Consider the following 26,350-nt stretch of genomic DNA (forward strand, 5'->3'; position numbering starts at 1 on the left):
TTTACAAAATTGATATAGTTTCATGTCGTTCTGTTAATCCGGTTTGCTTATGTAGTAGAAAACAAGAAATATTTGACTTAAAACTGATGTGTAAGTTAATTGCAGAAAATATTAAGAGTATAGGTGTGTTAGCTAATTTTTTAGAAACTTATTTATTAAAGTAAGTGTTGATATGATTATGCCATATATAGAAATTTCTAAAAAATTTATCGTATATATCTAGAGATATGGAATTTTATGAATATAATTTTACCATTATGACCAGTTTGGTTTTAACTATAACTTTATTATAAGTAGAGTTGCTTGTAGAGGTTGGTCAATGCAATTGAAATAATGGAGGAGATGTATTAATTATTCTAAATAATTAGATAATATCATTTTTGAGATATTCGAAATGAATAAAGATATTTTAGTTGTCATAGAAGCAGTATCTAACGAAAAGGCAATACCTAAGGAGAAAATTTTTGAAGCATTAGAAGTTGCTCTAGCGACAGCTACTAAAAAACAATATGAACAGGATATTGATGCGCGTGTTACTATTGATCGTAAGTCAGGAGAAATAAAAACATTTAGAAGATGGGTGGTTGTAAAAAAAGTCACTCAACCTACTAGGGAAATAACATTGGAGGCTGCGCAATTAGAACAGCCTAATATTCAAGTATACGATTGTGTTGAAGATAAGATTGAGTCTATTAGTTTTGATCGTATTACTACTCAAACCGCCAAACAAGTTATTGTTCAAAAAGTACGTGAAGCTGAACGCGCGGTTATTGTAGAAAATTTTTTAAATAAAAAAGGTACTATTGTTACTGGTATTGTAAAAAAAATTAATCGGGATAGTATTAATATAGATTTAGGTAATAATGCAGAGGGAATCATTAATAAAGAAGAAATGCTACCTCGTGAAAATTTCAGGATAGGGGATAGAATACGCGGAATTTTATATCAGATCAAACCAGATTTTAAAGGTCCTCAATTATTTTTAAGTCGTTCTCGTACAGAAATGTTGGTCGAGTTATTTCGAATTGAAGTACCAGAGATTGGAGAGGAATTAATCACAATTAAATCAGTAGCTCGAGATCCAGGTTCGCGATCTAAAATAGCAGTCAAAACAAATGATAAAAATATAGATCCAATAGGAGCTTGCGTTGGGATGAGGGGAGCGCGTGTTCAGGCCGTTTCCAGCGAATTAGGAGGGGAACGTGTGGATGTAGTGTTATGGGATAAAAATCCTGTACAATTTGTAATTAATGCTATGTCTCCAGCTGATGTAGCATCTATTGTTGTAGATGAAGACAAGCATACTATGGATATATCGGTGGAAGAAAATAATCTCGCTCAGGCAATTGGTAGGAATGGTCAAAATATTCGTTTAGTCTCACAATTGAGTGGTTGGACATTAAATATTATGACTGTGGAGGATTTAGAAAAGAAACGACATATTGAAGTATGTGCTATTATTAAAATTTTTACGCATTCCTTAGGAATCAGTGAGAAATTTGCTCAACTTTTAATTGATTCCGGATTTTCTTCTCTTGAGGAGTTGGCGTATGTTCCTATAAAAGAACTTTTAGAAATAAAAGGAATTGATAAGACTTCAATAGAAACTATTAGAAATAAAGCCAAAATTGCTTTAGTAAGTTTATCTGAACACTCAGATAAAAATAATAAAATAGAAAATTATCCAACTACTACTAGTTTGATTACTGGATTATTAAGATTATCGAATATCGAATATGATATAGCTTGCAAGTTAGTAGAACGCGGTATTTCTACTTTAGAAGATTTAGCAGAATTGGATGTTTCAGACCTTTCTGGTATTGAAGGGCTTACTAAAGAAAGAACTGGGGAACTAATAATGGAAGCTCGTAATATATGTTGGTTTAAAAATAACGATAAATTTTAGTATTTTAGTAAACACTACAATATAGTTTTCTTTTATCATAAAAGAAATAAATGTAATTGTATTATTAATTGATTTTTAGGTTTTCTAAAAAAAATTTTAGACTACATAACAATATATATGGGTCTCTTAATTTACATAAGAAGGAATTTTATTGAAAAATATGAATTTTAACAAAAATGATACTTATCATAAATTAACTTTACAAAGAAAGACACGTAGCACTTTAAATGTATCTAATGCAAGCGGGAAAAATAAACAGATACAAATAGAGATTAGAAAGAAGCTTACGTATATAAATGATCCTGTCCAAAAAGTTACTAATAACAGTAACGATAGTTTTTCTTCATTAAATACAAGTAAAAAATCCCTTAATGTTTCTGCAAAAAAAATATTAGTAAATGAAAATACTCAAAAACATAATGATTGTGGTTCAGTGCTTGAAAAAGAAGAAGTATTAAAAGATTTAGATAATAAATATGAAAAAAAATTTTTAACAATAGTGAATACAGCACTATCTGGTGATAGTGATCATAAAAATAATCACAATAATAAAATTTCACAAAATATTAATATTGAAATTTTAAAAAAACACGCTGTACCTAATCAGTTAGGTATTTCTGCATTTCTAGAAGAAAAAAGTGTTTATCAAAAACCTGATAATGAACGTAAAAATCGTTTCTTTACTCGTGTACGTTTATCAAAAAGTAAAGTTAGTAGTAATAAATTGATTAAGCAACACAATAGAAAGAATTTTAATAATAAACAACAACGTGTATACAATAATATTATACCTAATTATTACTATAGTAATAATGAAGAATCTTTACAAATATCCCCTTATAATTATAGGACAGTAAAATATAAACGTAAACACAGCACCTTATTACAAGCTTTTAATAAGCCTGTTAATGCTGTAACGCGCAATATTTCTTTGGGAAATACGATTAGTGTATCAGAATTAGCAAGAAAAATGTCAATAAAAAGTTCGAACATTATTAAAATAATGATGAAATTAGGTATTATTGCTACTATTAATCAAATATTGGATCAAGACACTGCACAATTAATAGCAGAAGAAATGGGACATAATGTAATTTTAACTTCTTCAAATGATTTAGAAAAGACGATTATAAAAGATCGTAATGTTAATTTAAACCATAATGTTATATATAAAAAACGTGCTCCGATAGTAACTATTATGGGGCATGTTGATCACGGAAAAACATCTTTATTAGATCGTATTCGTTCTACTAAAATAGCGTCTTCTGAAGTTGGTGGTATTACTCAAAGTATTGGAGCGTATCATGTAAATACTAGCAATGGTATGATTACTTTTTTAGATACTCCAGGACATGCGGCATTTACTGCTATGCGTGTTCGTGGAATACAATTAACTGATATTGTAGTGCTAGTGGTAGCTGCAGATGATGGTATTATGCCGCAAACTATTGAAGCAATAAAACATATAAAATGTGCTAAAGTACCTGTAGTAGTAGCAATAAATAAAATTGATAAGTTTGGTATAAATATTGATCGTATAAAGCATGATCTTAATAGTCATAGTTTGGTACCAGAAGAATGGGGTGGTGATACGCAATTTGTAAATGTTTCTGCTACTTTAGGAACAGGTATTAATGAATTGTTGGATGCAATTTTGTTACAATCAGAAATGATAGAACTAAAAGTATTACATGATGCAATGGCAAGTGCTGTAGTAATAGAATCTTTTTTAGATAGAGGTCGAGGACCAGTAGTGAATGTTTTAATAAAAGAAGGTACATTAAAATGTGGTGATTCAGTATTATGTGGCACTAAACATGGACGTGTACGTGCTATGTATAATGAATTTGGAGAGAGTATTATAACAGCTGGTCCATCTATTCCAGTAGGAATTTTAGGTATATCAGGGGTTCCTGAATCTGGAGATATTTTAGTTGTCGTCAGCGACGATAAAAAAGCACGAGAAGTAGCTTTATATCGTCAAGGAAAACTACGTGAAGCAAAATTATCTCATATACAACAAAAAGAGCCTAATATAAAAGATGTTTTTAATAGTATTAAAACCACTGATAATATAGTGACGGAATTAAATTTAATTATAAAATCTGATACTCAAGGTTCATCTGAAGCAATTTGTAAAGCATTGCGAGATTTATCTCAAAACAATATAATAGTTAAAATTTTAACTGCTTCTATTGGTGGTATAACTGAAACTGATGTATCCTTAGCTGTTGCTTCTAATGCGATAATTTTAGGATTTAACGTTAAATCAGATTCTTCTATAAAACGATTAATAATAAAGCATCAATTAGATGTACGATATTATTCAATAATTTATAATTTAATTAATGATATTAATCATCATATGATTAATTTAATAACTCCAATATGTAAGCGTAACATTTTGGGATTAGTAAGAGTGCGCAATGTTTTTAGTTCACCAAAATATGGAAACATTGCTGGATGCATAGTGATGGAAGGAAAAATACAAGTACATAAAAAAATTCATGTAATACGAAATAATAAAATTATTTATAAAGGGGAGTTAGATTCGTTACGTAGATTTAAACAGGATGTTCATGAAGTGTGTTCTGGAGCAGAATGTGGTATTGGTATAAAAAATTATAATAGTTTTTGTGTAGATGATAAAATAGAGGTTTTTGATATTCTAAAAGAATCAAATATATCTTAATTTGAAATTTTAATATTTATAATAGTGGAGAGAGAAGAATGTATTTTCAAAACAATTATCGTTCTCAACGTGTTGCACAAGAAATACATAGAAAAATCTCCGTTATATTACAACATAATATAAATGATATTAATATTGATATTCCTACAATTTCTGGAGTGACAGTTTCTAAAGATTTAAAATACGCTAATGTGTTTGTAACTTTTTTTAATAAAAATAATTTAGAAGAGGCTAACAATTCTATTATTAGACTACAACGTGCAGCAAGATGTATTAGATTCCTTTTGGCTAAAATTTTATATTTACGTGTAATGCCAGTGTTGTTTTTTAAATATGATAATTCTTTAATAGAAGGTGCTAGAATTTGCAATTTAATTATAAATACTAAACAACCAATTACTATAACGCAAAAAAAAAAAAAAAATAAAATAGATTTTTCAGAGTTCAAAGATATAAAAATATTTTAAAAAGAGAAATTGATGGATTCTTGTTATTAGATAAAATTAAGGGTGTATCTTCTGGGACATTACTCAATAAAATAAAGTATTTCTTTTGCGCAAGAAAAGTTGGACATGCTGGCACATTAGATCCTATTGCGACAGGTATGTTTGTTATTTGTTTTGGAAAAGCTACTAAATTAGCTAAATATTTATTAAATTTTGATAAAAAATATAAGGTAGTAGCTAAATTAGGAATAAGTACGAATACTTTTGATTCTGATGGTAAAATAAGAAGAATATCTCCTGTGAGATTACATGATAATGAATTAAAACAATGTATACAATCTTTTATAGGAATTAAAAAACAGATTCCTCCAATGTTTTCAGCTTTGAAACATAACGGTGTACCTCTATATAAATATGCTAGACAAGGAATAGAAATTACCAGAAAGCCCAGAAACGTTCATATATATGATTGTAGATTACTGAAAAAATCAAATGATATTATTGAATTATACATATATTGTTCGAAAGGTACTTATGTGCGTAGTATAATAAATGATATTGGAGAATATTTAAGTTGCGGTGCGCATGTTATAGAATTAAGACGACTATCCATAGGATATTTTGAATGTTCATCTATGGTTACTTTTAAGAATTTAGAAAATATTTATTACAATAATGCTTTTAGTGATTTAGAAGTGTTACGCAAACTAGACACATTATTAGTATCTGTAGATAATATTAAAAATATGTGTATGACTATAAATACTTGATAAGTAATATAACATTATAAATAGTTTATACAGATATTGATCTCATCATGTAACAATTTAATTGATCAACATCATTTTACGATTAATTTTTAAAATAAGATTTTCCAAAATAGAAAAGAATAATATGTAGCATACTGTGTACAAAAGAAGAAAATTATAGATAATGTATAAAATAATTTTATTTTCTTATCAGAATGTGTAGGTATCACGCAATTTATTTGTTTTATATTTACAATTCTTAATAAGTAAAATACATAATTTAGATTTTCATTTAATTACATTCGATTTGGGCTAAAAGGTATTAAATATGTCGTGTAATATTAAAAAAAAAATTGAGATAATTTCTGAATTTGGTCGAAATAGTAAAGATACTGGTACTACTGAAGTGCAAATTGCTTTATTAACCCAACGTATTGACTACTTAAAGAATCATTTTTTAATGCATAAAAAAGATTTTCATGGGCGACGAGGATTACTTAAAATAGTTTCAAAAAGAAGAAGATTGTTAAAATATTTGAAAGAAAATTATATATTACGTTATGCTAATGTAATTAGGTCCTTAAAATTAAGGCATTAGTTATGGTATTTCAGTTATAATGAGTCATTATTAATTATTGGTACTTTATTTAATATAAAGTCTTGTATATGTAAAAATAACTAAATGATTTTATTAAAATTAAAATATTCTATGATTGCGTATATTGATGTGACATATAATTTCTTATTTTAATTACATGTTATATTGTACATAACAAACATTGTTTTATAAACGTAAAAGGATAATATTTTGTTGAATCCAATTATTCATAAGTTTCAATACGGATCACATACTGTAATTTTAGATATAGGAACGGTAGCGCGTCAAGCTAATGCTGCAGTTATGGTAAGCATGGGTGATACTACAGTTCTCGTAACTGCAGTGAGTACTAATAACTCGCATTTAGAACAAGATTTCTTTCCACTTGTAGTAAATTATCAAGAGCGTACGTATGCTGCTGGAAAGTTTCCTGGAGGATTTTTTCGTCGAGAGGGACGTCCTAGTGAACATGAAACGTTAACTTCTCGTTTAATTGACCGTCCTATTAGACCTTTATTTCCCAAAGGTTTTATGCATAATGTACAAATTGTTGCTACAGTAATATCAGTTAACCCACAAGTAAATCCTGATATTGTTGCTATTATAGGAACATCTGCTGCATTAAGCTTATCAGATATACCATTTTTAGGGCCAATTGGTGCTGCTAGAATTGGTTATATTAAAAATAAATATATATTGAATCCCACCATGGCAGAATTATCTAATAGTAAATTAGATTTAGTTATCTCAGGTACTGAGTCTAATATTTTAATGGTAGAATCAGCGTCATGTTTGTTAAATGAAACTGAAATACTGGATGCAATCAGTTTTGGACATGAACAACAACAAATTGTAATTAAAAATATTAATAAATTAGTTAAATTAGTTGGAAAACCTAAATTTTTCTGGAAAGAAAAAGAAATAAACATGCCTTTGTTAAATCATGTTACTTCATTATATGATTCGCGTAAACAGGATATACTGAAGTGTTTTGATAGTCGTGAACGCAAAAATCAAATTGAAGTTGTAAAAAAAGATATAATAAAAATTATTTTTGAAAAATATGATGATTCATCTATTTTTGATGAAAAGGAGATAATATTTTATTTAAATCAATTAATAACACAGTCGATGCGCAATCATATTGTTACAGCTAATTTACGTATTGATGGACGTACATTTGATGAAATTAGAAAAATTAATATAAAAACTAATATATTACCGAGAACACATGGCTCAGCTCTATTCACTAGGGGCGATACACAAGCATTAGTGACTGTAACTCTTGGAACTGAACGTGATGCACAAAATGTTGACGGAATTACTGGAGCATATACTGATAGATTTTTGTTACATTATAATTTTTTACCATATTGTGTTGGAGAAATTGGTATTATAGGAGCACCAAAAAGAAGAGAGATAGGACATGGTCGATTAGCAAAACGTGGTATGTTAGCAGTTATGCCAAATTCTAACGAATTTCCTTATACAATAAGGATTGTATCAGAAATTACGGAATCTAATGGATCATCATCCATGGCTTCTATTTGTGGCGCTTCTTTAGCGTTGATGGATGCTGGAGTACCTATTAAATCAGCAATAGCTGGAGTAGCTATGGGTTTAATTAAAAATAATAATAATTTTATAATATTATCTGACATTATTAGTGATGAAGATTATATTGGAGATATGGATTTTAAAATTTCTGGTAATCGAAAAGGTATTACAGCATTACAAATGGATATTAAAATAGACGGTATTACTTGCAATATTATTAAATATGCTTTGCAAAAAGCAAAAAAATCTATATCTAACATACTGGATATTATGGACCAAGTAATTAAACATCCTAATAGAGAAATTTCTAAGTTTGCGCCAAGAATATATAATATAAAAATTAGTCCAGATAAAATTAAAGATATTATAGGAAAGGGAGGATCAGTTATTCGATCTATTACTGATGAAACTAATACTATTATTGATATTGAAGATACTGGCGTTATTAAGATAGTAGCTCTAGATTTTGAAAAAGCAAAAAAAGCTATTCAAAGAATTAATGATATTGTAGCTCATATTAAAATTGGAGCGATTTATACTGGAACAGTAACTCATATAGTTGATTTTGGAGCATTTGTTACTTTTTTATCTGGAAAGGAGGGGTTAGTACATGTTTCTCAAATTTCTGAAAAGAAAATTAACAAAGTTTCAGATTATTTAAAATTAGGACAGGAGGTATTAGTGAAAGTAATGGAAGTAGATCGTCAAGGACGTATTCGTTTAAGTATGAAAGGTATATAAATATATAAAATATTTTTTATATCATTTACATATCGGTTTATACATAATGTGACTAATTAATTTTTGATGTTTAGACAAATTAGCAAACTGTATACTGTTACTTGAAAAAAAAGTAAAGATATTAAAAGTTTTTTATTTTAATTAAAAATATCAAAGTTTTAGTTAATTAAATACAACATATTTATATATTCATAATATATATCGTAGTTGATAAACTAAAAAATAAATTTTTTATATAAAATATTTTTGTATGGAAATGAGATGTTTGTTATATGTTTTTATCAAAACATATAACAAACATGTATATTAGCTATGATTTGATATGATTTTATCTTTAATAAAATATATAAAATTTCATGATACATTATTTGAGTTATATTTATAATATAGTAAGGTATTAGTTACAATGAGGCGCGACAAATGTCGAAAACCGAAGATTCTTTTGTGAGTTTAGGATTAAATCCTAATATAATTGATGTACTACATGATTTTGGGTATAAAAAACCATTACCTATACAAACACAATGTATTCCGTATTTATTATCTGGACATGATGTTTTGGGTATGGCTCATACAGGCAGTGGAAAAACTGCAGCATTTATTTTGCCATTGTTACATAACATAAATATTCATGATATTTTTACGCAAGGATTAATTGTTGCTCCTACTAGAGAATTAGCAATACAAATTGGAAAAGTGTGTATTAATTTTTCAAAGTATATGAAAAACATAAGTAGTGTGATTTTATATGGAGGACAAAGTTATAATATTCAGTTAAATGCCTTAAGAAAAAATCCTCATATTATTATATGTACTCCAGGTAGATTAATAGATCATTTAAATCGTGGTACTGTGAATTTATCAAAATTAAAAACATTAATAATAGATGAAGCTGATGAGATGTTACGTATGGGTTTTCTTGAGGATATGGAATATATTATTAAAAATATTCCAATTCAACGTCAAACTGCTTTATTTTCTGCAACTCTACCTATCAGTGTTAGAAAAATAAGTCATAAGTTTATGAGGAATCCCAAAGAAATATATATTACTGAAAATACTAAAATGTGCTCTGACATTAGACAAAATTATTGGTTGGTACGGGGCATTGCTAAACATGAAGCATTAATGAGATTTTTAGAAACAGAAGATTTTGATGCAGCTATTGTATTTGTTAAAACTAAAAATACAACATTAGAAATTTCTAAAATATTAGAGCAATTTGGTTATAATAGTGCTGCTTTAAATGGTGATATGGACCAAAAGATAAGATATCAAACAGTGAATAGATTAATATGTGGTACATTAGATATTCTTATAGCTACAGATATAGCAGCTCGAGGTTTAGATATAAATCGTGTTAGTTTGGTCATAAATTATGATATACCAATGAATTCTGACTCTTATATACACCGTATTGGCAGGACTGGTAGGGCAGGACGTATTGGGAAATCTTTATTATTTGTAGAACGTAAAGAATATAATTTATTACGTAATATCGAACGTAAAATACATTTAAATATTCCTGAAATTAAACATCCTTCTTCTAAAGATTTAATTACTTGTCGTTTAAACAAATTTTCGAAAAAAATAGCACACCAGTTGCATATTAGTAATGATTTAGAAATATATCGATCTTTGCTGACACATATAAAACCTACCAAGGATCTGACTATAGAAAATTTAGCAGCTGTATTATTAAAAATGGCGCAAGGTAATCGTCCATTGGTATTTTCATCTAATTTAAATTCTGAAAATAAAACCATTCAAATAACACAAAAAATTAAAAAATATAAAAAACATACTATCACTAGTATTAGTAATAAATCTGCAAAAATTAAATTAAAACCTAAAATTAATGGACATATGATGGATATTTATCATATATCATTGGGCAGTGATGATGGAGTAAAAAAACATCATATTATTAAGGTGCTTTCCAATAAATATTATAATATTCATTATAATAAAATTGGTAACATTCAATTATTTCCTGATTATGCTATTTTTGAATTAAATAAAGGCTTACTAAATAATAAAAATTTTAAACGATTATCTCGTGCTCGTATTTTAAATAAACCTATAAATTTAAAATTTTTAGGAACTTGATATTCTGAGTTAGAAACATTTTATTATTTTGAATAAGTTATTGATAGTTATACATTATATGAATATGTTAATTAATAATAATAAAAAAGCGAAATATGCTATTTTAGCAGAGTTAAACATTGTATTATGGAGACTAAGATATCCTATTACTGTAAAAAATAAAATCTTATTGAAATTTTGGATAAATACGCGTTTATTATTAATTTCAAGTACACGTATATCAATATACGATTCTTTTATTAAAGATGTTATACATGCTATGCAATTAAATTCTCTAGAAGTGAAATCGATCACTATTAAACAATTTAAAAATTTAATTTTTCCGAAAAATTTTTTTTGTCATTCTTGGTGGATTGATACTGCAGTGTTATATAAATTTCGCGGAATGTGCATAAACACTGTATCTTTATTAAGACTAAGAAAAAGTGCTCGATTAAAATGTGCTTTATGGGAACAAATTAGGTATAATATTAATTCAAATATCGATATTTGTAAATAAATTTTACAAATTACATATAATAATTATTAATGGTTACGTATAGTGCTATATTAAATATTCGGAATTAAATTCATATTGTATTTATGTCATTAATGTAGTAAGTGACACTAAAATTTAATGTAAATGATCGGCATATTTAATACATATTTACTGTTGCTTAGTATTGAATAATTAAAAATTATATAAATAGTTTAATGTAAATTAAAATATTAAATATTTTTGTCAAAATAAAAACAGACTATGAATATAGTCTGTTTTTTTTATAAAATGTAATTTTGTTAAATTTTTAATGTTTTACTAAATTTAGTTTAATTCTAATTAAATTATTTTATAAGATAAATATAGTATATCTGTATAATAAAAATAATTTAATTAATTATCATTAACTGAATACAAAATATATTGTTTTATATAAATTTTACTATATTTTAACATTTTTATAAGAAATAGATATTTATCTATGTTTGTTGTTGATGTCTTCAATTAATTATTGTATTAAAAATTTTATGGTAGATACTATTGTATAAACATGTATAATGATATTATTAGCTAAAATTTGTGCTTATTCTAATTTTTTAATTATTTATGATAATAATCTTGTGTAAGATACAGTAATGTGTTTGGAATACTACAGGATTCCCATACATCTATTTTTATGAATGAAAGCTCAAGATATTCTCATTAATCTTTAGGAGACAAAAGATGCGGGTATTAAAATTTGGTGGCACCTCACTTGCTAATGCAAAACAATTTATTCACGTTGCTAATATTCTTGAAGAAAATATGCAAAAAGAACAAATAGCAGCGGTATTATCAGCACCTGCAATGATCACTAATCATTTAGTATCTGTTATTGATTGTGCTTTAAACAATAATATTGCATCAGAACACATAAAAAATATAGAAATTATCTTTAATTCTTTATTACTAGATATATCTAAAATACAACCAAAATTTGATTTTGTCACATTACGTGTTTTATTAGAAAAAGAATTTATTCAATTAAAAAAATTACTACATGGAATTTCTTTATTAAAATTTTGTCCAGATAATATAAATGCTAGTATTATTTGTTTAGGAGAAAAATTATCTGTATTTTTAATGAAAGGTATATTAGTTGCAAGAAATATACAATTAGTTGTTATTGATCCAGTAAATAATCTGATAACTTATGGGGGAGGATATCTTGCTGCTACAGTAAATATTGAAGAATCTGCAAAACGTATTAAAAAAATCTCTATTTCTCAGGCAGATATTATATTAATGGCAGGTTTTACTGCAGGTAATAAACAAGGTGAATTAGTTGCTTTAGGGCGTAACGGTTCTGATTATTCCGCAGCAATTTTAGCAGCTTGTTTAAATGCTAGACGTTGTGAAATTTGGACAGATGTAGATGGAATTTATACTTGCGATCCGAATCAAGTATCTAATGCAAAATTATTGCATTCATTATCTTATCAAGAAGCTATGGAATTATCTTATTTTGGAGCTAAAATTTTACATCCACGTACTATTGTGCCAATTGCGCAATTTCATATACCATGTTTAATAAAAAATGTATTTAAACCTAATGTTTTTGGAACGTTAATTGGTCCTACTAATAATAATGTTGATAATAATATAGTAAAGGGCATAACATATTTAAAAAATATGGTTATGTTAAATGTATCTGGTCCAGGTATGAAGGGTATGATTGGCATGGCTGCTCGTATATTTTCTGCAATGTCTAAAGCGATATGTTCAGTAGTATTAATTACTCAATCATCTTCAGAATATAGTATAAGCTTTTGTATACCCTATACGGAATTATCAAGAGCTTGTGCCACATTATATGAAGAATTTACTTTAGAATTAAAAAATGGACTTTTAGAACCAATAGACATAATAGAAGATCTTGCAATTATTTCAGTCATAGGAGATAAAATGCGTACTAAACTTGGGTTATCTGGAAAATTATTTCAAGCATTGGCCCATGCTAATATTAACATTATTGCTACAGCTCAAGGATCTTCAGAGCGTTCTATTTCAGTCGTAGTAAATAATAATGTTGCTAACATTGGAATGAAAGTAGCGCATCAAATGTTATTTAGTCCGGATCAATTAATAGAAGTATTTATCATTGGATCTGGTGGTGTTGGTTCAGCGCTAATAGAACAAATTAGACGACAACATTATTGGTTAAAAAACAAACATATTGATTTACGTGTTTGCGGGATAACTAATTCTCGAGTGATGTATATTAAAACATGTGGTATTAATTTAAACAATTGGAAATTATTACTACATAATACACAAGAACCCTTTAATATAAAGAAGATAATGAATTATATTAAAGAAAATCATTTAATTAATCCAGTAATTATTGATTGCACAGGTAGTATTGAGATTACGAATTATTATTTAGGATTTTTATTAAATGGATGTCATGTAATTACGCCCAATAAAAAAGCTAATACTAGATCTATGCAATATTATAAAAAATTGAGAGAAGCTGTATTACAGTCAAAAAAGAAATTTTTGTATGATACTAATGTTGGAGCAGGTTTGCCTGTTATAGATAATTTGCAAAAATTATTGAATGCTGGAGATGAATTAATAAATTTTTCAGGAATTTTATCTGGATCTTTGTCATTTATTTTTGGAAAATTAGATGAAGGATTGTCTTTATCTGAAGCAACTTTTTTAGCGCAAAAACAGGGATATACTGAACCAGATCCTAGAGATGATTTATCTGGTATAGACGTAGCTCGAAAATTATTAATTTTAGCAAGAGAAGCTGGATATGAATTAGAACTAAAAGATATTGAAATTGATCCAATAATGCCAAGTGATTTAATAAAAAAATATGATTTTTCTGATAAAAGAGATTTTTTTAAAAAATTATCTGTATTAGATGATTATATTTTTGATAAGTCTCAAAAATCTCACAAAACTGGCTGTGTATTGCGTTATATTGGCAGTATACAAAAAGGAAAATGTCGCGTAAAAATTGAATCTGTAGATAATACTCATCCTTTATTTAAAGTAAAAAATGGAGAAAATGCGCTTGCATTTTTAACAAAATATTATCAGCCAATACCATTAGTGCTAAGGGGTTATGGAGCTGGAAATAATGTGACTGCTGCTGGAGTATTTGCTGATTTGTTACGTATTTTATCTTAAAACTTTTTAAACATAGGGTATTTAATATGATTAAAGTTTATGCTCCAGCATCTATTGGAAATATTGGAGTTGGATTTGATGTATTAGGTATGGCTGTTACTCCAATAAATGGAGATTTACTTGGAGATTATATAAGCATTGAAGATTCTGATTTTTTTAAACTAAAAAGTATTGGATGTTTTAATAATCAATTACCTATACAATTGGAAAAAAATATTGTTTTTCAATGTTGGCAGAGATTTTGCAAAATTTTAGGAAAAAATTACCCAGTTAGCATTGTGTTGAAAAAAAATACTCCAGTTTCTTCTGGGTTAGGTTCTAGCGCATGCTCAATAGTAGCAGCACTAATTGCTATGAATGCGCATTTCAAATATTTACTCAATAACGATCAGTTGCTTATGTTAATGGGAGAAATGGAAGGTCAAATTTCTGGTGCAATACATTTTGATAATGTATCACCTTGTTTTTTAGGAGGTATGCGTATAATTTTAAAAAATTGTAACACAGTTATTAGTCAAAATATTCCAGGTTTTAGTAACTGGTTATGGATATTAGCATATCCAGGTGTTAAAATTTCTACCTTAGAATCTCGGTCAGTTTTACCAAATTTATATAGTCGTGCTGATTGCATAGAACACAGTAAATATTTATCAGGATTCATACACGCATGTCACACACAACAGGAACTGTTAGCAATTAAATGCATGAAAGATATTATAGCAGAACCTTATCGTTCTAAATTATTATCGGTAAAGTTATCATATATACGTCGTTCTGTTATAAAGAGAGGTGCTATTGCTTGCGGCATTTCAGGTGCTGGACCGACAATTTTCGTATTATGTAATAATTATATTGTTACTAAAGATATTGTTGATTGGTTATTACGTGTTTATGTAAAAAATGATGTAGGTTTTGTTCGAGTTTTTTCTGTAGATAATAAAGGAGCACGTATTGTGATAGAATAATATATGAAATTATATAATATTAAACAACATAATGAACAAGTTACATTGACTACAGCCTTATTACAAGGATTAGGAAAAAATCGAGGATTATTTTTTCCAATACGTCTTCCAAAATTTTCTGAAGATGAGATAAATAATTTACTTAGTATGAATTTCATAGAACGTAGTGCAAATATTTTATCTGAATATATTGGCGCAGAACTATCAAAAAATATTATTTTAGATTGTGTTAAAAATGCGTTTAATATTCCATTACCATTAGTGCGTATCAATAATAGAATTTCTATTTTAGAATTATTTCATGGACCAACTTTAGCTTTCAAAGATTTTGGTTGTAGATTATTAGCTCAATTTTTAAATAAAATTTATAATACTCGAAATAATAATAAACCTATGGTTATTTTGACTGCTACTTCTGGAGATACGGGCGCTGCAGTAGCTCATGCTTTTTTTAATTTAAGTAATATATATGTTGTGATATTATATCCTAAACACAAAATTAGTACTTTTCAGGAAAAGTTATTTTGTACTTTAGGTAAAAATATTTACACTATTTCAGTAGATGGAGATTTTGATGCATGTCAAAATTTAATAAAACAAGCTTTTTCTGATGATCTTTTGCAAAAAAGATTAGCTTTAAATTCTGCTAATTCCATTAATATTGGAAGAATTCTAGCGCAGATTTGTTATTATTTTGAAGGAGTATCACAAGTTTCTAGTGAACTGCGTAAAAAATTAGTTATTTCTGTGCCTAGTGGAAATTTTGGAAATTTAACAGCAGGATTATTAGCTCAATCTTGCGGGTTGCCGGTAAAAAAATTTGTTGTTGCTACTAATATTAATAATACTGTCCCTCGGTTTTTGCGGTATGGTTATTGGGATCCGCATCCCTCTGTATCTACATTTTCTAATGCAATGGATGTTAGTTGCCCGAATAATTGGCCTAGAATAGAGGAATTATTTCGTCGAGATAATAGATCTATTACAGAATTAGAGTATGATTATGTTGAAGATCATATTACTAAAAATACTATTCAATTTATTGCAGATTTAGGATATTTGTCTGAACCCCATACTGCTATAGCATATAAGGTATTGTCTGATAAATTAAATGCTAACGAATTTGGTATGTGTATTGGTACCGCTCATCCTGTTAAATTTAAAAAATTAATAGAAAGTTTTTTTTGTAATAAAATAAAAATAATACTACCATTATCATTACAAAAATATGTAAAATTACCTACTTTATCTTATGATATACCTAAATGTTTTTTTTCTTTACGTAATCTAATATTAAAAATAATATCTGAGTCATAAGGTATAAACTTACTATATTAGTTGATTATAAATTTGAATAATATGATAAGTTTTCTGAAAAATTTTAGTAGATTAAATGTAATTTCAATTACATATTTTATTGATTAAATAAATTTATTATATTTATATAAATAGTATATAGATGCATACAATTTATATAAATGATTGTTATTTAAATTATGTGTTGTTAAATGATTTACATTATTTTTATTTAATAAATAAAATTATCTTAATTTACATGTTTATTTTTAATAAATTCAAATATTATAAATAATATATGAAAAGTTTTTTAAAACAAACTTATTTTAAGGTTGAAAAGTAAGGTTTTGGCCGCATATCAGGTCATAGTGTGAAGAATTTGATTTTCATTGGAGATGTATAGATGGGAAAAATTATTGGTATCGACTTAGGCACAACTAATTCTTGTGTTGCAATTATTGAAGGTAATAATCCTCGTGTTCTAGAAAATAGTGAAGGTGATCGTACAACGCCTTCTATCATAGCGTATACGCAAGACGGCGAGATTCTAGTTGGGCAACCAGCTAAAAGACAATCTGTTACAAACCCTAAGAATACTTTGTTTGCTATTAAGAGACTTATTGGGCGTCGATTCCAAGACAAAGAAGTACAACGTGATGTTAATATAATGCCTTATAAAATAATTTCTGCTGATAATGGAGACGCTTGGTTGGATGTAAAAGGAAAAAAAATGGCTCCTCCGCAAGTTTCTGCTGAAATTTTAAAGAAAATGAAGAAAACTGCAGAAGATTATCTTGGGGAAGATGTTTCTGAAGCTGTAATTACAGTGCCAGCATATTTTAATGATGCTCAACGTCAAGCTACTAAGGATTCTGGAAGAATAGCTGGACTTGAAGTAAAGCGTATTATAAATGAGCCAACTGCCGCTGCATTAGCCTATGGTTTAGATAAAGACACCAAAGGCAGTAGAACCGTTGCAGTGTACGATTTAGGAGGAGGTACTTTTGATATTTCTATTATTGAAATTGATAATGTTGATGGAGAAAAAACTTTTGAGGTTTTATCTACTAACGGTGATACCCATTTAGGTGGTGAAGATTTCGATAGTCTTTTAATAAATTATTTAGTAGATGAATTTAAAAAAGATCAAAATATAAATTTATATAATGATCCTTTGGCAATGCAAAGATTAAAAGAATCTGCTGAAAAAGCGAAAATAGAATTATCTACTGCACATCAAACTGATGTAAATTTGCCTTATATTACAGCAGACAGCGCTGGACCCAAGCATATGAATTTTAGGGTGACTCGCGCAAAATTAGAGTCTCTTGTAGAGGATTTAGTGAATCGTACTTTAGTTCCACTAGAAGTAGCATTAAAAGATGCAAATATATCTATATCTAATATAAATGATGTAATTTTAGTAGGCGGTCAAACACGTATGCCACTTGTTCAAAAAATGGTTTCTGAGTTTTTTAAAAAAGAACCAAGAAGAGATGTTAATCCTGATGAAGCAGTTGCGATAGGTGCAGCGGTGCAAGGTGGTGTATTATCTGGAGACGTAAAGGATGTGTTATTATTAGATGTAACTCCATTGTCTTTAGGAATTGAAACAATGGGTGGCGTTATGACTTCATTAATTGCGAAAAACACTACTATTCCTACGAAACATAGTCAAGTTTTTTCTACAGCCGAAGATAATCAGTCTGCAGTTACTATACATATATTACAAGGTGAAAGAAAAAGGGCTAGTGATAATAAATCTTTAGGACAATTTAATTTAGATGGAATAGCTCCAGCGATGCGTGGAGTTCCACAAATTGAGGTAACTTTTGATATTGATGCTGATGGAATTCTGCATGTCTCTGCGAAAGATAAAAATAGTGGTCGTGAACAAAAGATTACTATTAAGGCTTCTTCTGGTTTAAATGAATCAGAGATAAATAAAATGGTTAAAGAGGCAGAAGCTAATGCAGAGTCTGACCGTAAATTTGAAGAGTTAGTACAAGTTCGTAATCAAGCGGATCATTTATTACATAGTATTAAAAAACAATTAAAAGAAGTAGGTGATAACTTACCATCAAATGATAAATCTACTATTGAGAACTCACTAAAAGAGCTAGAGTCAGTTATAAAAACTGAAGATAAAAATCAAATTGAATCTAAATTGCAAGATTTAATTAAAGTGTCCGGAAAATTATTAGAGATAAGTCAAAAAAATAAAGAAAAAGATAAAACCCAAGATTCTAGCGCTCCATCTAATAAGAATGGAGATGTAGTGGATGCGGAATTTGAAGAAATAAAAAATAAAAAACAGTAGAATTTTTAATAAATTTAAGGAATAAAATGAAAATTATAATAAGTCCTAGTGATATATGATAGTGTTGCGCTATATATCTAATATGTAGATATAATGGAGATAAGAATATGGCTAAAACAAAGTCAGATTATTATAAGATTTTAGGTATTCCTAAAAATGCGGATGAACGTGAAATTAAAAAATCTTATAAACGTTTGGCCATGAGGTTTCATCCAGATAGAAACCCAGGAGATGCTTCTGCAGAAACTAAATTTAAGGAAGTCAAGGAAGCATATGAAATATTGAGTAATCCTGATAAACGTGCTGCTTATGATCAGTATGGGCATGCAGCGTTTGAATCAGGAATGAATTCTGCTAATGCTGCGGAAAACGCAGATTTCAGTGATATTTTCGGTGATGTATTTGGAGATATTTTTGGGGGTAACAGACGTAGTGGTAGAGCCAGCAGGGGAGCAGATTTACGATATAATATGAACCTAAATTTAGAAGATGCAGTGCGTGGCATAACAAAAGAAATTTGCATACCCACTATGTTAACATGTGAAAATTGTCGGGGTAGCGGAGCTAAATCTAGTGCTTCGATAATTTCTTGCATGACTTGTCATGGGCATGGACAGATTCAAATGCGTCAAGGTTTTTTTTCTGTTCAGCAAACTTGTCCTGCGTGTCGTGGTCATGGGAAAATAATAAAAGAAATATGTAATAGATGCCGAGGAAATGGTAGAGTAGAACGATCTAAAATTCTGTCTGTTAAAATACCAGCTGGAGTAAATACGGGCGATAGGATACGTTTATCAGGAGAAGGTGAGTCTGGAAAAAATGGTGCTCCTGCAGGAGACTTGTATGTTCAAATACAAATAAAGAAGCACCCAATTTTCGACAGAGAAGAAAAAAATCTTTATTGTGAAGTGCCAATAAGTTTTTCTATGGCTGCTTTAGGTGGAGAAATTGAAGTACCTACTTTGGATGGTAGAGTTAAGTTAAAAATACCCCCAGAAACACAAACTGGTAAATTATTTCGTGTAAGAGGCAAAGGGGTAAGTTCAATAAGAACTGGGGGTAATGGAGATTTATTATGTAGAGTGGTGGTAGAAACTCCAGTAAAATTAAATGATTTTCAAAAACAATTATTGCAAGATTTATCTAATAGTTTCAAAGGGCCTCATGGTCATAAAAATAGTCCCAGGTCTAAAAGTTTTTTCGATGGTGTAAAAAAATTTTTTGACGATTTAACTCGTTAAATTTAAATAAATGTTTTGTATTTTGTGTAAATAGTAATAAATATTAGATTTTATTTTTCTGTTATTTTAACTATCACCACTAAATAAATAGATTTAGTCTTCAGTTTTATAAGATTTTATTAGGCTCATTGTTTCTTACAATGAGAAGAATTCATAGACATGAGTTGAGCGTACACTCTAGACTTATATCTAGCAGCTTTATTTTTATGTATTAAACCTTTACAAGTTTGTCTATCAATTATTTTCTGCATAGTAACAAACGCATTCATAGCAGTCTCTTGATTTTTAGAACTAATCGCATTATACACTTTTTTTATGAAAGTACGCAGCATAGAACGCTGACTCATATTATATTTGCGTTGAATTTTTGATTTTATTAAAGATTTTTTAGCTGATTTAGTATTAACCAATATCTTGCTCCCAAATTTAGTTTTTAAAATATATTAGATATGATATTATATTTTTGTCCAGATTTAGATTTAAAATGTGTGTATAAATTAATTACGATGTTTTTATGTTCATAGTTTATTTCATAAGTCTGTTTTATATTAAGACTATATTATATATAGTATGAAATATATATAATATAAAATAAGTGATTTTTAAAAAAAAATCAATTAAATATTTTTAATTTTTCAGCTGCATGGAATTTATTAGAGGACTATATAATATTAAACCTCATCATAGAGGTTGTATACTGACTATCGGAAATTTTGATGGTTTTCATCGAGGACATCAAGCATTACTTTCTAAATTGCAAGTTATAAAAAATAATTTAAAATTGCCTATTGTAGTAATGATTTTTGAACCGTATCCTAAAGAATATTTTTCTAAAAAAATAAAAATAAGATTAACTGTATTACGAGATAAAATTAGTTATTTATTTTATGCAGGAGTAGATGTTATATTATGTATAAGATTTGATAAGAAATTTGCTTCTATTGAAGCGCATAATTTTATTAAGAACATATTAATATATAAATTAGGGGCGCAACTTATTTGTATTGGAGATGATTTTAGATTTGGAGCGTTTAGAAAAGGAGATTTTATATTATTGAAAAAAATAGGTAAAAATGCAGGATTTAAAGTAATACGTAGTGTTACACACTGTGATAATCAAGGGGTTAGGATAAGTAGTACTGCAATACGTACAGCCTTAATAGAAAATAGAATTCTGGATGCTGAATTATTACTTGGACATTCTTATTGTGTTTCCGGAAGAGTAATACATGGAGATAAGTTAGGGAGAAAAATTGGAGTGCCTACAGCTAATATATCGTTGCAAGGAAAACTATTACCTATACAGGGTGTATATTTAGTAAAAGTATATGGAATTCTTAACATTCCATTACCGGGTATTGCTAATATTGGTGTACGCCCTACAATACTTGGAAAAAATCAACAACAATTAGAGGTACATTTATTGAATGTTTCAATTAATTTATATGCATATCATATTAAAGTAATTTTTTTAAAAAAAATACGTGATGAACAAAATTTCGTTTCTATAAAAATATTAAAAAATCAAATTACAACCGATATAATAGAAGCACGTAATTATTTTAATAAAAAAAATAATTTTAACAAATTTATAAAATCGGAATTATTAATAAATGATTAACTACAAAAATACTTTAAATTTACCATATACAGACTTTTCAATGCGTGCCAATTTAATTGTTAAAGAACCTCTAATATTAGAACGATGGTATAAAGATGATTTATATACAATTATTCGTAAAAAGAAAAGTAAAAAAAATTTATTTTTTTTACATGATGGCCCTCCTTATGTGAATGGAAATATTCATTTAGGTCACGCAGTGAATAAAATATTAAAAGATATCATTATTAAATATAAAACTTTTATGGGTTATAATGCGCCCTATATTCCTGGTTGGGATTGCCATGGATTGCCAGTAGAATTACAAGTAGAAAAATTAATAGGTAAATCAAGAGTACATATATGTCCAAATAAATTTCGTAATATTTGTCGTGATTATGTTACAAAACAAATAGCAATACAAAAAAAAGATTTTATAAGACTAGGTGTTTTAGGAAATTGGCATCAACCTTATTTGACAATGGATTTTAAAACTGAAGCGAATATTATTCGTACTTTAAGTAAGATTATATCTAACGGTTATTTATATAAAGGTATAAAACCTATACATTGGTGTTTTCAATGTGGTTCCGTATTATCTGAATCAGAAGTAGAATATAAAAATCATTTTTCTCCTGCTATTGATGTTGCTTTTTCTGTAGTTAATAATGCTTATATTACTAAAATATTTAATATTGATTTATGTGAACAAGCTGTAATAAAATTAGTAGTTTGGACTACTACTCCATGGACGTTACCTGCTAATAAAGCAGTTGCTGTACACCCCGATTATAATTATCAACTAATATTAATAAATAATGATACATATATAATTATTGCAACTGATTTAGTAGTTTCTGTAATGAAACGTATAAGATGTATGTCTTGGAAAATTGTAGGAGAAACTACAGGAAAATTTTTAGAATCGTTAGTTTTAAAACATCCTTTTATTACGCATACTACTATACCAGTAGTGCTTAGTAAGCATATATTATTAACTTCCGGAACAGGAATAGTACACATAGCTCCAAGTTATGGAGTTGATGATTTCTTGATAGCACAAAAATACAATTTGAAAGCTGCAGATATAATGAACGACACAGGTTTTTACATAAATGGTACACATTCTGTATTAGATGGTTTAGCGGTATTACAATCTAATAATATAGTAATAAATTTATTAAAAGAATCAAATTCTTTATTACATGTAAACCAAACTTACAAACATAGTTATCCATATTGTTGGCGTCATGCAACTCCCATTATTTTTAAAGCTACTGCGCAGTGGTTTTTAGATATGAATAAAAATAATTTGCGAGATAATTTGTTAAATGTAATTGATAAAGTCAGCTGGATTCCTAACAAAAGTAAAATTAATATTAAAACTATGTTAATTAACAGACCTGATTGGTGTCTATCGAGACAACGTGTTTGGGGTGTGCCAATTCCATTATTTGTTAATAAAAAAACCTCGAATTTACACCCAAACACATCTGAACTAATGGAAATCATTGCGCAATATGTAGAAAAATCTGGAATACAAGCGTGGTGGGATTTAAAAGTTGAGGATGTTATAAAAAATGAAGCTAATCAATATGAAAAAGTATCAGATGTGTTAGATGTATGGTTTGATTCTGGATCTACTTATGATGCAGTAATACCAGAAAGATTAAAAAATTACAATAAAAGATTATCTGATTTGTGTTTAGAGGGTTACGATCAATATCGGGGTTGGTTCATGTCATCATTAATTATATCAACAGCAATTAACAATGTTGCCCCTTATAAAGAAGTAATAAGTCATGGATTTACTGTAGATTCTCAAGGATACAAAATGTCTAAATCTCTTGGCAATGTTATTAAACCAAAAGATATTATAAATAATTTTGGAGCAGATATTTTGAGATTATGGGTAGCATCTTCTGAATATTCTACAGATATGACTATTTCAAACACTATTTTGAAACATACGACTGATATATATCGACGCATTCGTAATACTGCTCGATTTTGTTTAGCTAATCTTAGTGATTTTATTCCTGAACGGGACTGTATTAATGCAGAAGATATGGTTGAATTAGATTGTTGGGCTGTGGATTGTGCTTTATCTACACAATTATCCATAATTTCTGATTATAATAAGTATAATTTTCATAAAGTAATACGTCGGATAATGCATTTTTGTTCAGTAGAAATGGGAGCGTTTTATTTAGATGTAATTAAAGATAGACAATATACTATGAAAAAAAATTGTATAGCGCGAAGAAGTAGTCAAACTGCGTTGTATCATATTATAGAGTCTATGGTCAGATGGATAGCTCCAGTATTATCTTTTACTGCTGATGAAATTTGGCAATATATTCCTGGTAACAAATCAAAATATGTATTTACAGAAGAATGGTATAATGGTTTATTTAGTATAAATACAAAAAATATTATCAGTAAAAATCATTGGAACACATTTCTAAATATTAGAAATGAAGTTAATAAAGTTATTGAACAAGCACGTTTTGATGGTATTATAAAAAAATCTTTAGAAGCTAATATTATTTTATATGCTAAAGACAAACTGTCCAGTCAATTACGTATTTTAGAAAATGAATTGGCTTTTGGCTTTATAACATCTACCGCAGAAGTAATAGATTATTATAAGTTGGATGTTAATCAACATAAAAAAGAAAATATACCAGGATTACAAATAATATTAAAAAAAGCAACAGGTGAAAAGTGTTTACGTTGTTGGCATTATAAATCGGATGTTAATAACAATAAAAATTATTCGAATATTTGTGCACGTTGTATTGATAATGTATTTGGATTAGGTGAAAAACGTAGATTTTTTTAATAATGTATATACAATATAATTGTAAAATTTTTAAGTGGTTATGTTTGTCATTAATATTAATGTTTTTAGATATATATACTAAATCATTTATAAGAGCGCATTTTTTTATTGGAGAGATTTTTCCAATATTACCTGGAGTTAATTTATGTTGTGTCCTTAATTCGGGAATAGCTTTTGGATTATTATCTAATATTATTTGTGTTTATCAAAAAATTTACATCGCACTAATAATATTAGTCATTATTATGGTTGTATTTTTTTTGTATGGTTCGAATTGTTTTTGTAAAACTTATAGTTTTTCATATTCGATGATGATCGGAGGTGCTTTAGGTAATTTATATGATAGAATATTATATGGAGCAGTTATTGATTTTATTGATATTTATGTTGCCAATTGGCATTGGCCAGCATTTAATATTGCAGATGTAACAATTTTTTTTGGTTTCTTTCTTTTAATAAAAGAACATTTTTTTAATTTTTATAATATTTAGACTGCATATTTTATATCTAATTTATTTAGAAAATATTACTCAAATGTAATATTTAGCCTCATATTACTAATATGAGATGTGATAAATCATCATCGATGATGATATTATTTAATATAATGTACTCAAGATTTTAATACATATCAAATATGATCGATAAAATTATATTGGCTAATCCAAGAGGATTTTGTGCTGGAGTAAATCGAGCAATTAACATTGTAGAAAAAGTGTTGCATAAATATGGCAAACCTATTTATGTACGTCATAAATTAGTACATAATGATTATGTGATAAATGATTTATCTAAAAGAGGTGTGATTTTTGTAGAAGAAATAGATGCAGTACCCAATAAATCAGTATTAATTTTTTCTGCTCATGGAGTTTCAAAAAAAGTTAGAGAACAAGCGAAAAATAAAAATTTAACAATATTTGATGCTACTTGTCCTTTAGTTAGTAAAGTACATATGGAGGTGTCTAGGGCTAATAAAAATTATATGGAAGTAATTTTAATAGGACATTTCGATCACCCAGAAGTAGAAGGTACAATAGGACAATACATCATTAATAATCATAAAAAACAAATATATCTTATTGAGTCTAAGTCGGATGCTTGGTTATTAGAAGTTAATGATCCGAATAATTTATCTCTAGCAACTCAAACAACATTGTCTATAGACAGCACTAAAGAAATCTGCGCTATTTTACAGCACAGATTTCCAAAAATTGTTTTTCCTAGAAAAAATGATATATGCTATGCAACATTTAATAGACAAAATGCTCTGAAAAAACTAACATTATTGGTTGATATAATACTTGTAATTGGATCAAAAGATTCTTCTAATTCTATGAGGTTATTAGAATTAGCAAATAATACTGGTAAACTTTCATATTTAATTGAGCATGTTAATGATATTCAAAAACAATGGTTTTTCGGTATAAAAAATATTGGCATTACTGCTGGAGCATCAGCGCCAGATATTTTAATAAATCAAGTGATTGAAAAATTAAGTAAATTTAGCACAAATGATTGTGTAATTGAAGAAATGGTTGCAGAAAAGGAAGATATATTTTTCAATATTCCTAATAATATCTAAGCGTTTAGATAAAACTAATCAATATTAAAAAAATTATTGCTG

At 27.9% G+C, this 26,350-nt stretch carries 18 protein-coding genes; 17 read left to right on the top strand and 1 reads right to left on the bottom strand.

Annotated elements, in window-relative coordinates; genetic code table 11:
• The first annotated feature begins 394 nt into the window (after nt 1-394).
• The 13 genes from nusA to dnaJ all read left to right on the top strand — a co-directional run bounded on the left by nusA (nt 395) and on the right by dnaJ (nt 20,281).
• The gene (gene nusA / locus M9405_RS00415; RefSeq protein WP_250223318.1) at nt 395-1,906 is read left to right on the top strand and encodes a transcription termination factor NusA; all 1,512 of its coding nucleotides are present in this window, start codon (nt 395-397) and stop codon (nt 1,904-1,906) included.
• 160 nt (nt 1,907-2,066) lie between these two features.
• On the top strand, nt 2,067-4,598 hold the full coding sequence (gene infB, locus M9405_RS00420) for a translation initiation factor IF-2 (RefSeq protein WP_250223319.1): 2,532 nt from the start codon (nt 2,067-2,069) through the stop codon (nt 4,596-4,598).
• Nucleotides 4,599-4,636: 38 nt separating this feature from the next.
• A complete protein-coding gene (gene rbfA, locus M9405_RS00425; RefSeq protein WP_250223320.1) occupies nt 4,637-5,065 on the top strand; it encodes a 30S ribosome-binding factor RbfA in 429 nt (142 codons plus the stop codon).
• Nucleotides 5,066-5,085: 20 nt separating this feature from the next.
• A complete protein-coding gene (gene truB / locus M9405_RS00430; protein WP_284345871.1) occupies nt 5,086-5,814 on the top strand; it encodes a tRNA pseudouridine(55) synthase TruB in 729 nt (242 codons plus the stop codon).
• Between the two features lie 307 nt (nt 5,815-6,121).
• Entirely contained in the window at nt 6,122-6,391 is a 270-nt protein-coding gene (rpsO, locus tag M9405_RS00435) for a 30S ribosomal protein S15 (protein ID WP_250223321.1), read from the top strand.
• A gap of 210 nt (nt 6,392-6,601) precedes the next feature.
• The gene (gene pnp, locus M9405_RS00440; protein WP_250223322.1) at nt 6,602-8,689 is read left to right on the top strand and encodes a polyribonucleotide nucleotidyltransferase; all 2,088 of its coding nucleotides are present in this window, start codon (nt 6,602-6,604) and stop codon (nt 8,687-8,689) included.
• Nucleotides 8,690-9,109: 420 nt separating this feature from the next.
• The gene (locus M9405_RS00445) at nt 9,110-10,798 is read left to right on the top strand and encodes a DEAD/DEAH box helicase (RefSeq protein WP_250223323.1); all 1,689 of its coding nucleotides are present in this window, start codon (nt 9,110-9,112) and stop codon (nt 10,796-10,798) included.
• A gap of 58 nt (nt 10,799-10,856) precedes the next feature.
• Complete coding sequence (locus M9405_RS00450; protein WP_250223324.1) at nt 10,857-11,297, top strand: DNA polymerase III subunit psi; 441 nt, start codon at nt 10,857-10,859, stop codon at nt 11,295-11,297.
• A 702-nt stretch (nt 11,298-11,999) separates the two neighbouring features.
• Nucleotides 12,000-14,459 (top strand): bifunctional aspartate kinase/homoserine dehydrogenase I, encoded by a 2,460-nt coding sequence (thrA, locus tag M9405_RS00455; RefSeq protein ID WP_250223325.1) that lies wholly within the window; start codon nt 12,000-12,002, stop codon nt 14,457-14,459.
• A 26-nt stretch (nt 14,460-14,485) separates the two neighbouring features.
• Nucleotides 14,486-15,424 (top strand): homoserine kinase, encoded by a 939-nt coding sequence (gene thrB / locus M9405_RS00460; protein WP_250223326.1) that lies wholly within the window; start codon nt 14,486-14,488, stop codon nt 15,422-15,424.
• A gap of 3 nt (nt 15,425-15,427) precedes the next feature.
• Nucleotides 15,428-16,741 (top strand): threonine synthase, encoded by a 1,314-nt coding sequence (gene thrC / locus M9405_RS00465; RefSeq protein WP_250223327.1) that lies wholly within the window; start codon nt 15,428-15,430, stop codon nt 16,739-16,741.
• 382 nt (nt 16,742-17,123) lie between these two features.
• Nucleotides 17,124-19,040, top strand: a complete 1,917-nt coding sequence (dnaK, locus tag M9405_RS00470) for a molecular chaperone DnaK (protein ID WP_250223328.1) — start codon at nt 17,124-17,126, stop codon at nt 19,038-19,040.
• Between the two features lie 107 nt (nt 19,041-19,147).
• The gene (dnaJ, locus tag M9405_RS00475; RefSeq protein WP_250223329.1) at nt 19,148-20,281 is read left to right on the top strand and encodes a molecular chaperone DnaJ; all 1,134 of its coding nucleotides are present in this window, start codon (nt 19,148-19,150) and stop codon (nt 20,279-20,281) included.
• 125 nt (nt 20,282-20,406) lie between these two features.
• Here dnaJ and rpsT read toward each other — a convergent pair whose 3' ends face one another.
• On the bottom strand, nt 20,407-20,691 hold the full coding sequence (gene rpsT, locus M9405_RS00480; protein ID WP_250223330.1) for a 30S ribosomal protein S20: 285 nt from the start codon (nt 20,689-20,691) through the stop codon (nt 20,407-20,409).
• Nucleotides 20,692-20,924: 233 nt separating this feature from the next.
• Here rpsT and ribF point away from each other — a divergent pair, with 233 nt between their 5' ends.
• From ribF to ispH, 4 genes are all read left to right on the top strand, one after another.
• Complete coding sequence (ribF, locus tag M9405_RS00485; protein ID WP_250223331.1) at nt 20,925-21,902, top strand: bifunctional riboflavin kinase/FAD synthetase; 978 nt, start codon at nt 20,925-20,927, stop codon at nt 21,900-21,902.
• Entirely contained in the window at nt 21,895-24,726 is a 2,832-nt protein-coding gene (gene ileS, locus M9405_RS00490; protein ID WP_250223332.1) for an isoleucine--tRNA ligase, read from the top strand. The genes ribF and ileS overlap by 8 nt, the downstream gene beginning before the upstream one ends.
• Before the next feature lie 2 nt (nt 24,727-24,728).
• Nucleotides 24,729-25,217: a signal peptidase II gene (gene lspA / locus M9405_RS00495; RefSeq protein WP_284345872.1), complete on the top strand. Its 489-nt coding sequence runs from the start codon at nt 24,729-24,731 to the stop codon at nt 25,215-25,217.
• A gap of 146 nt (nt 25,218-25,363) precedes the next feature.
• Nucleotides 25,364-26,308 (top strand): 4-hydroxy-3-methylbut-2-enyl diphosphate reductase, encoded by a 945-nt coding sequence (gene ispH, locus M9405_RS00500; RefSeq protein WP_250223334.1) that lies wholly within the window; start codon nt 25,364-25,366, stop codon nt 26,306-26,308.
• The last annotated feature ends 42 nt before the right edge of the window (nt 26,309-26,350 follow it).

The organism is Candidatus Blochmannia ocreatus (genome assembly GCF_023585745.1).
In the GTDB taxonomy this organism is placed as follows: Bacteria; Pseudomonadota; Gammaproteobacteria; order Enterobacterales; family Enterobacteriaceae; genus Blochmanniella; species Blochmanniella ocreatus.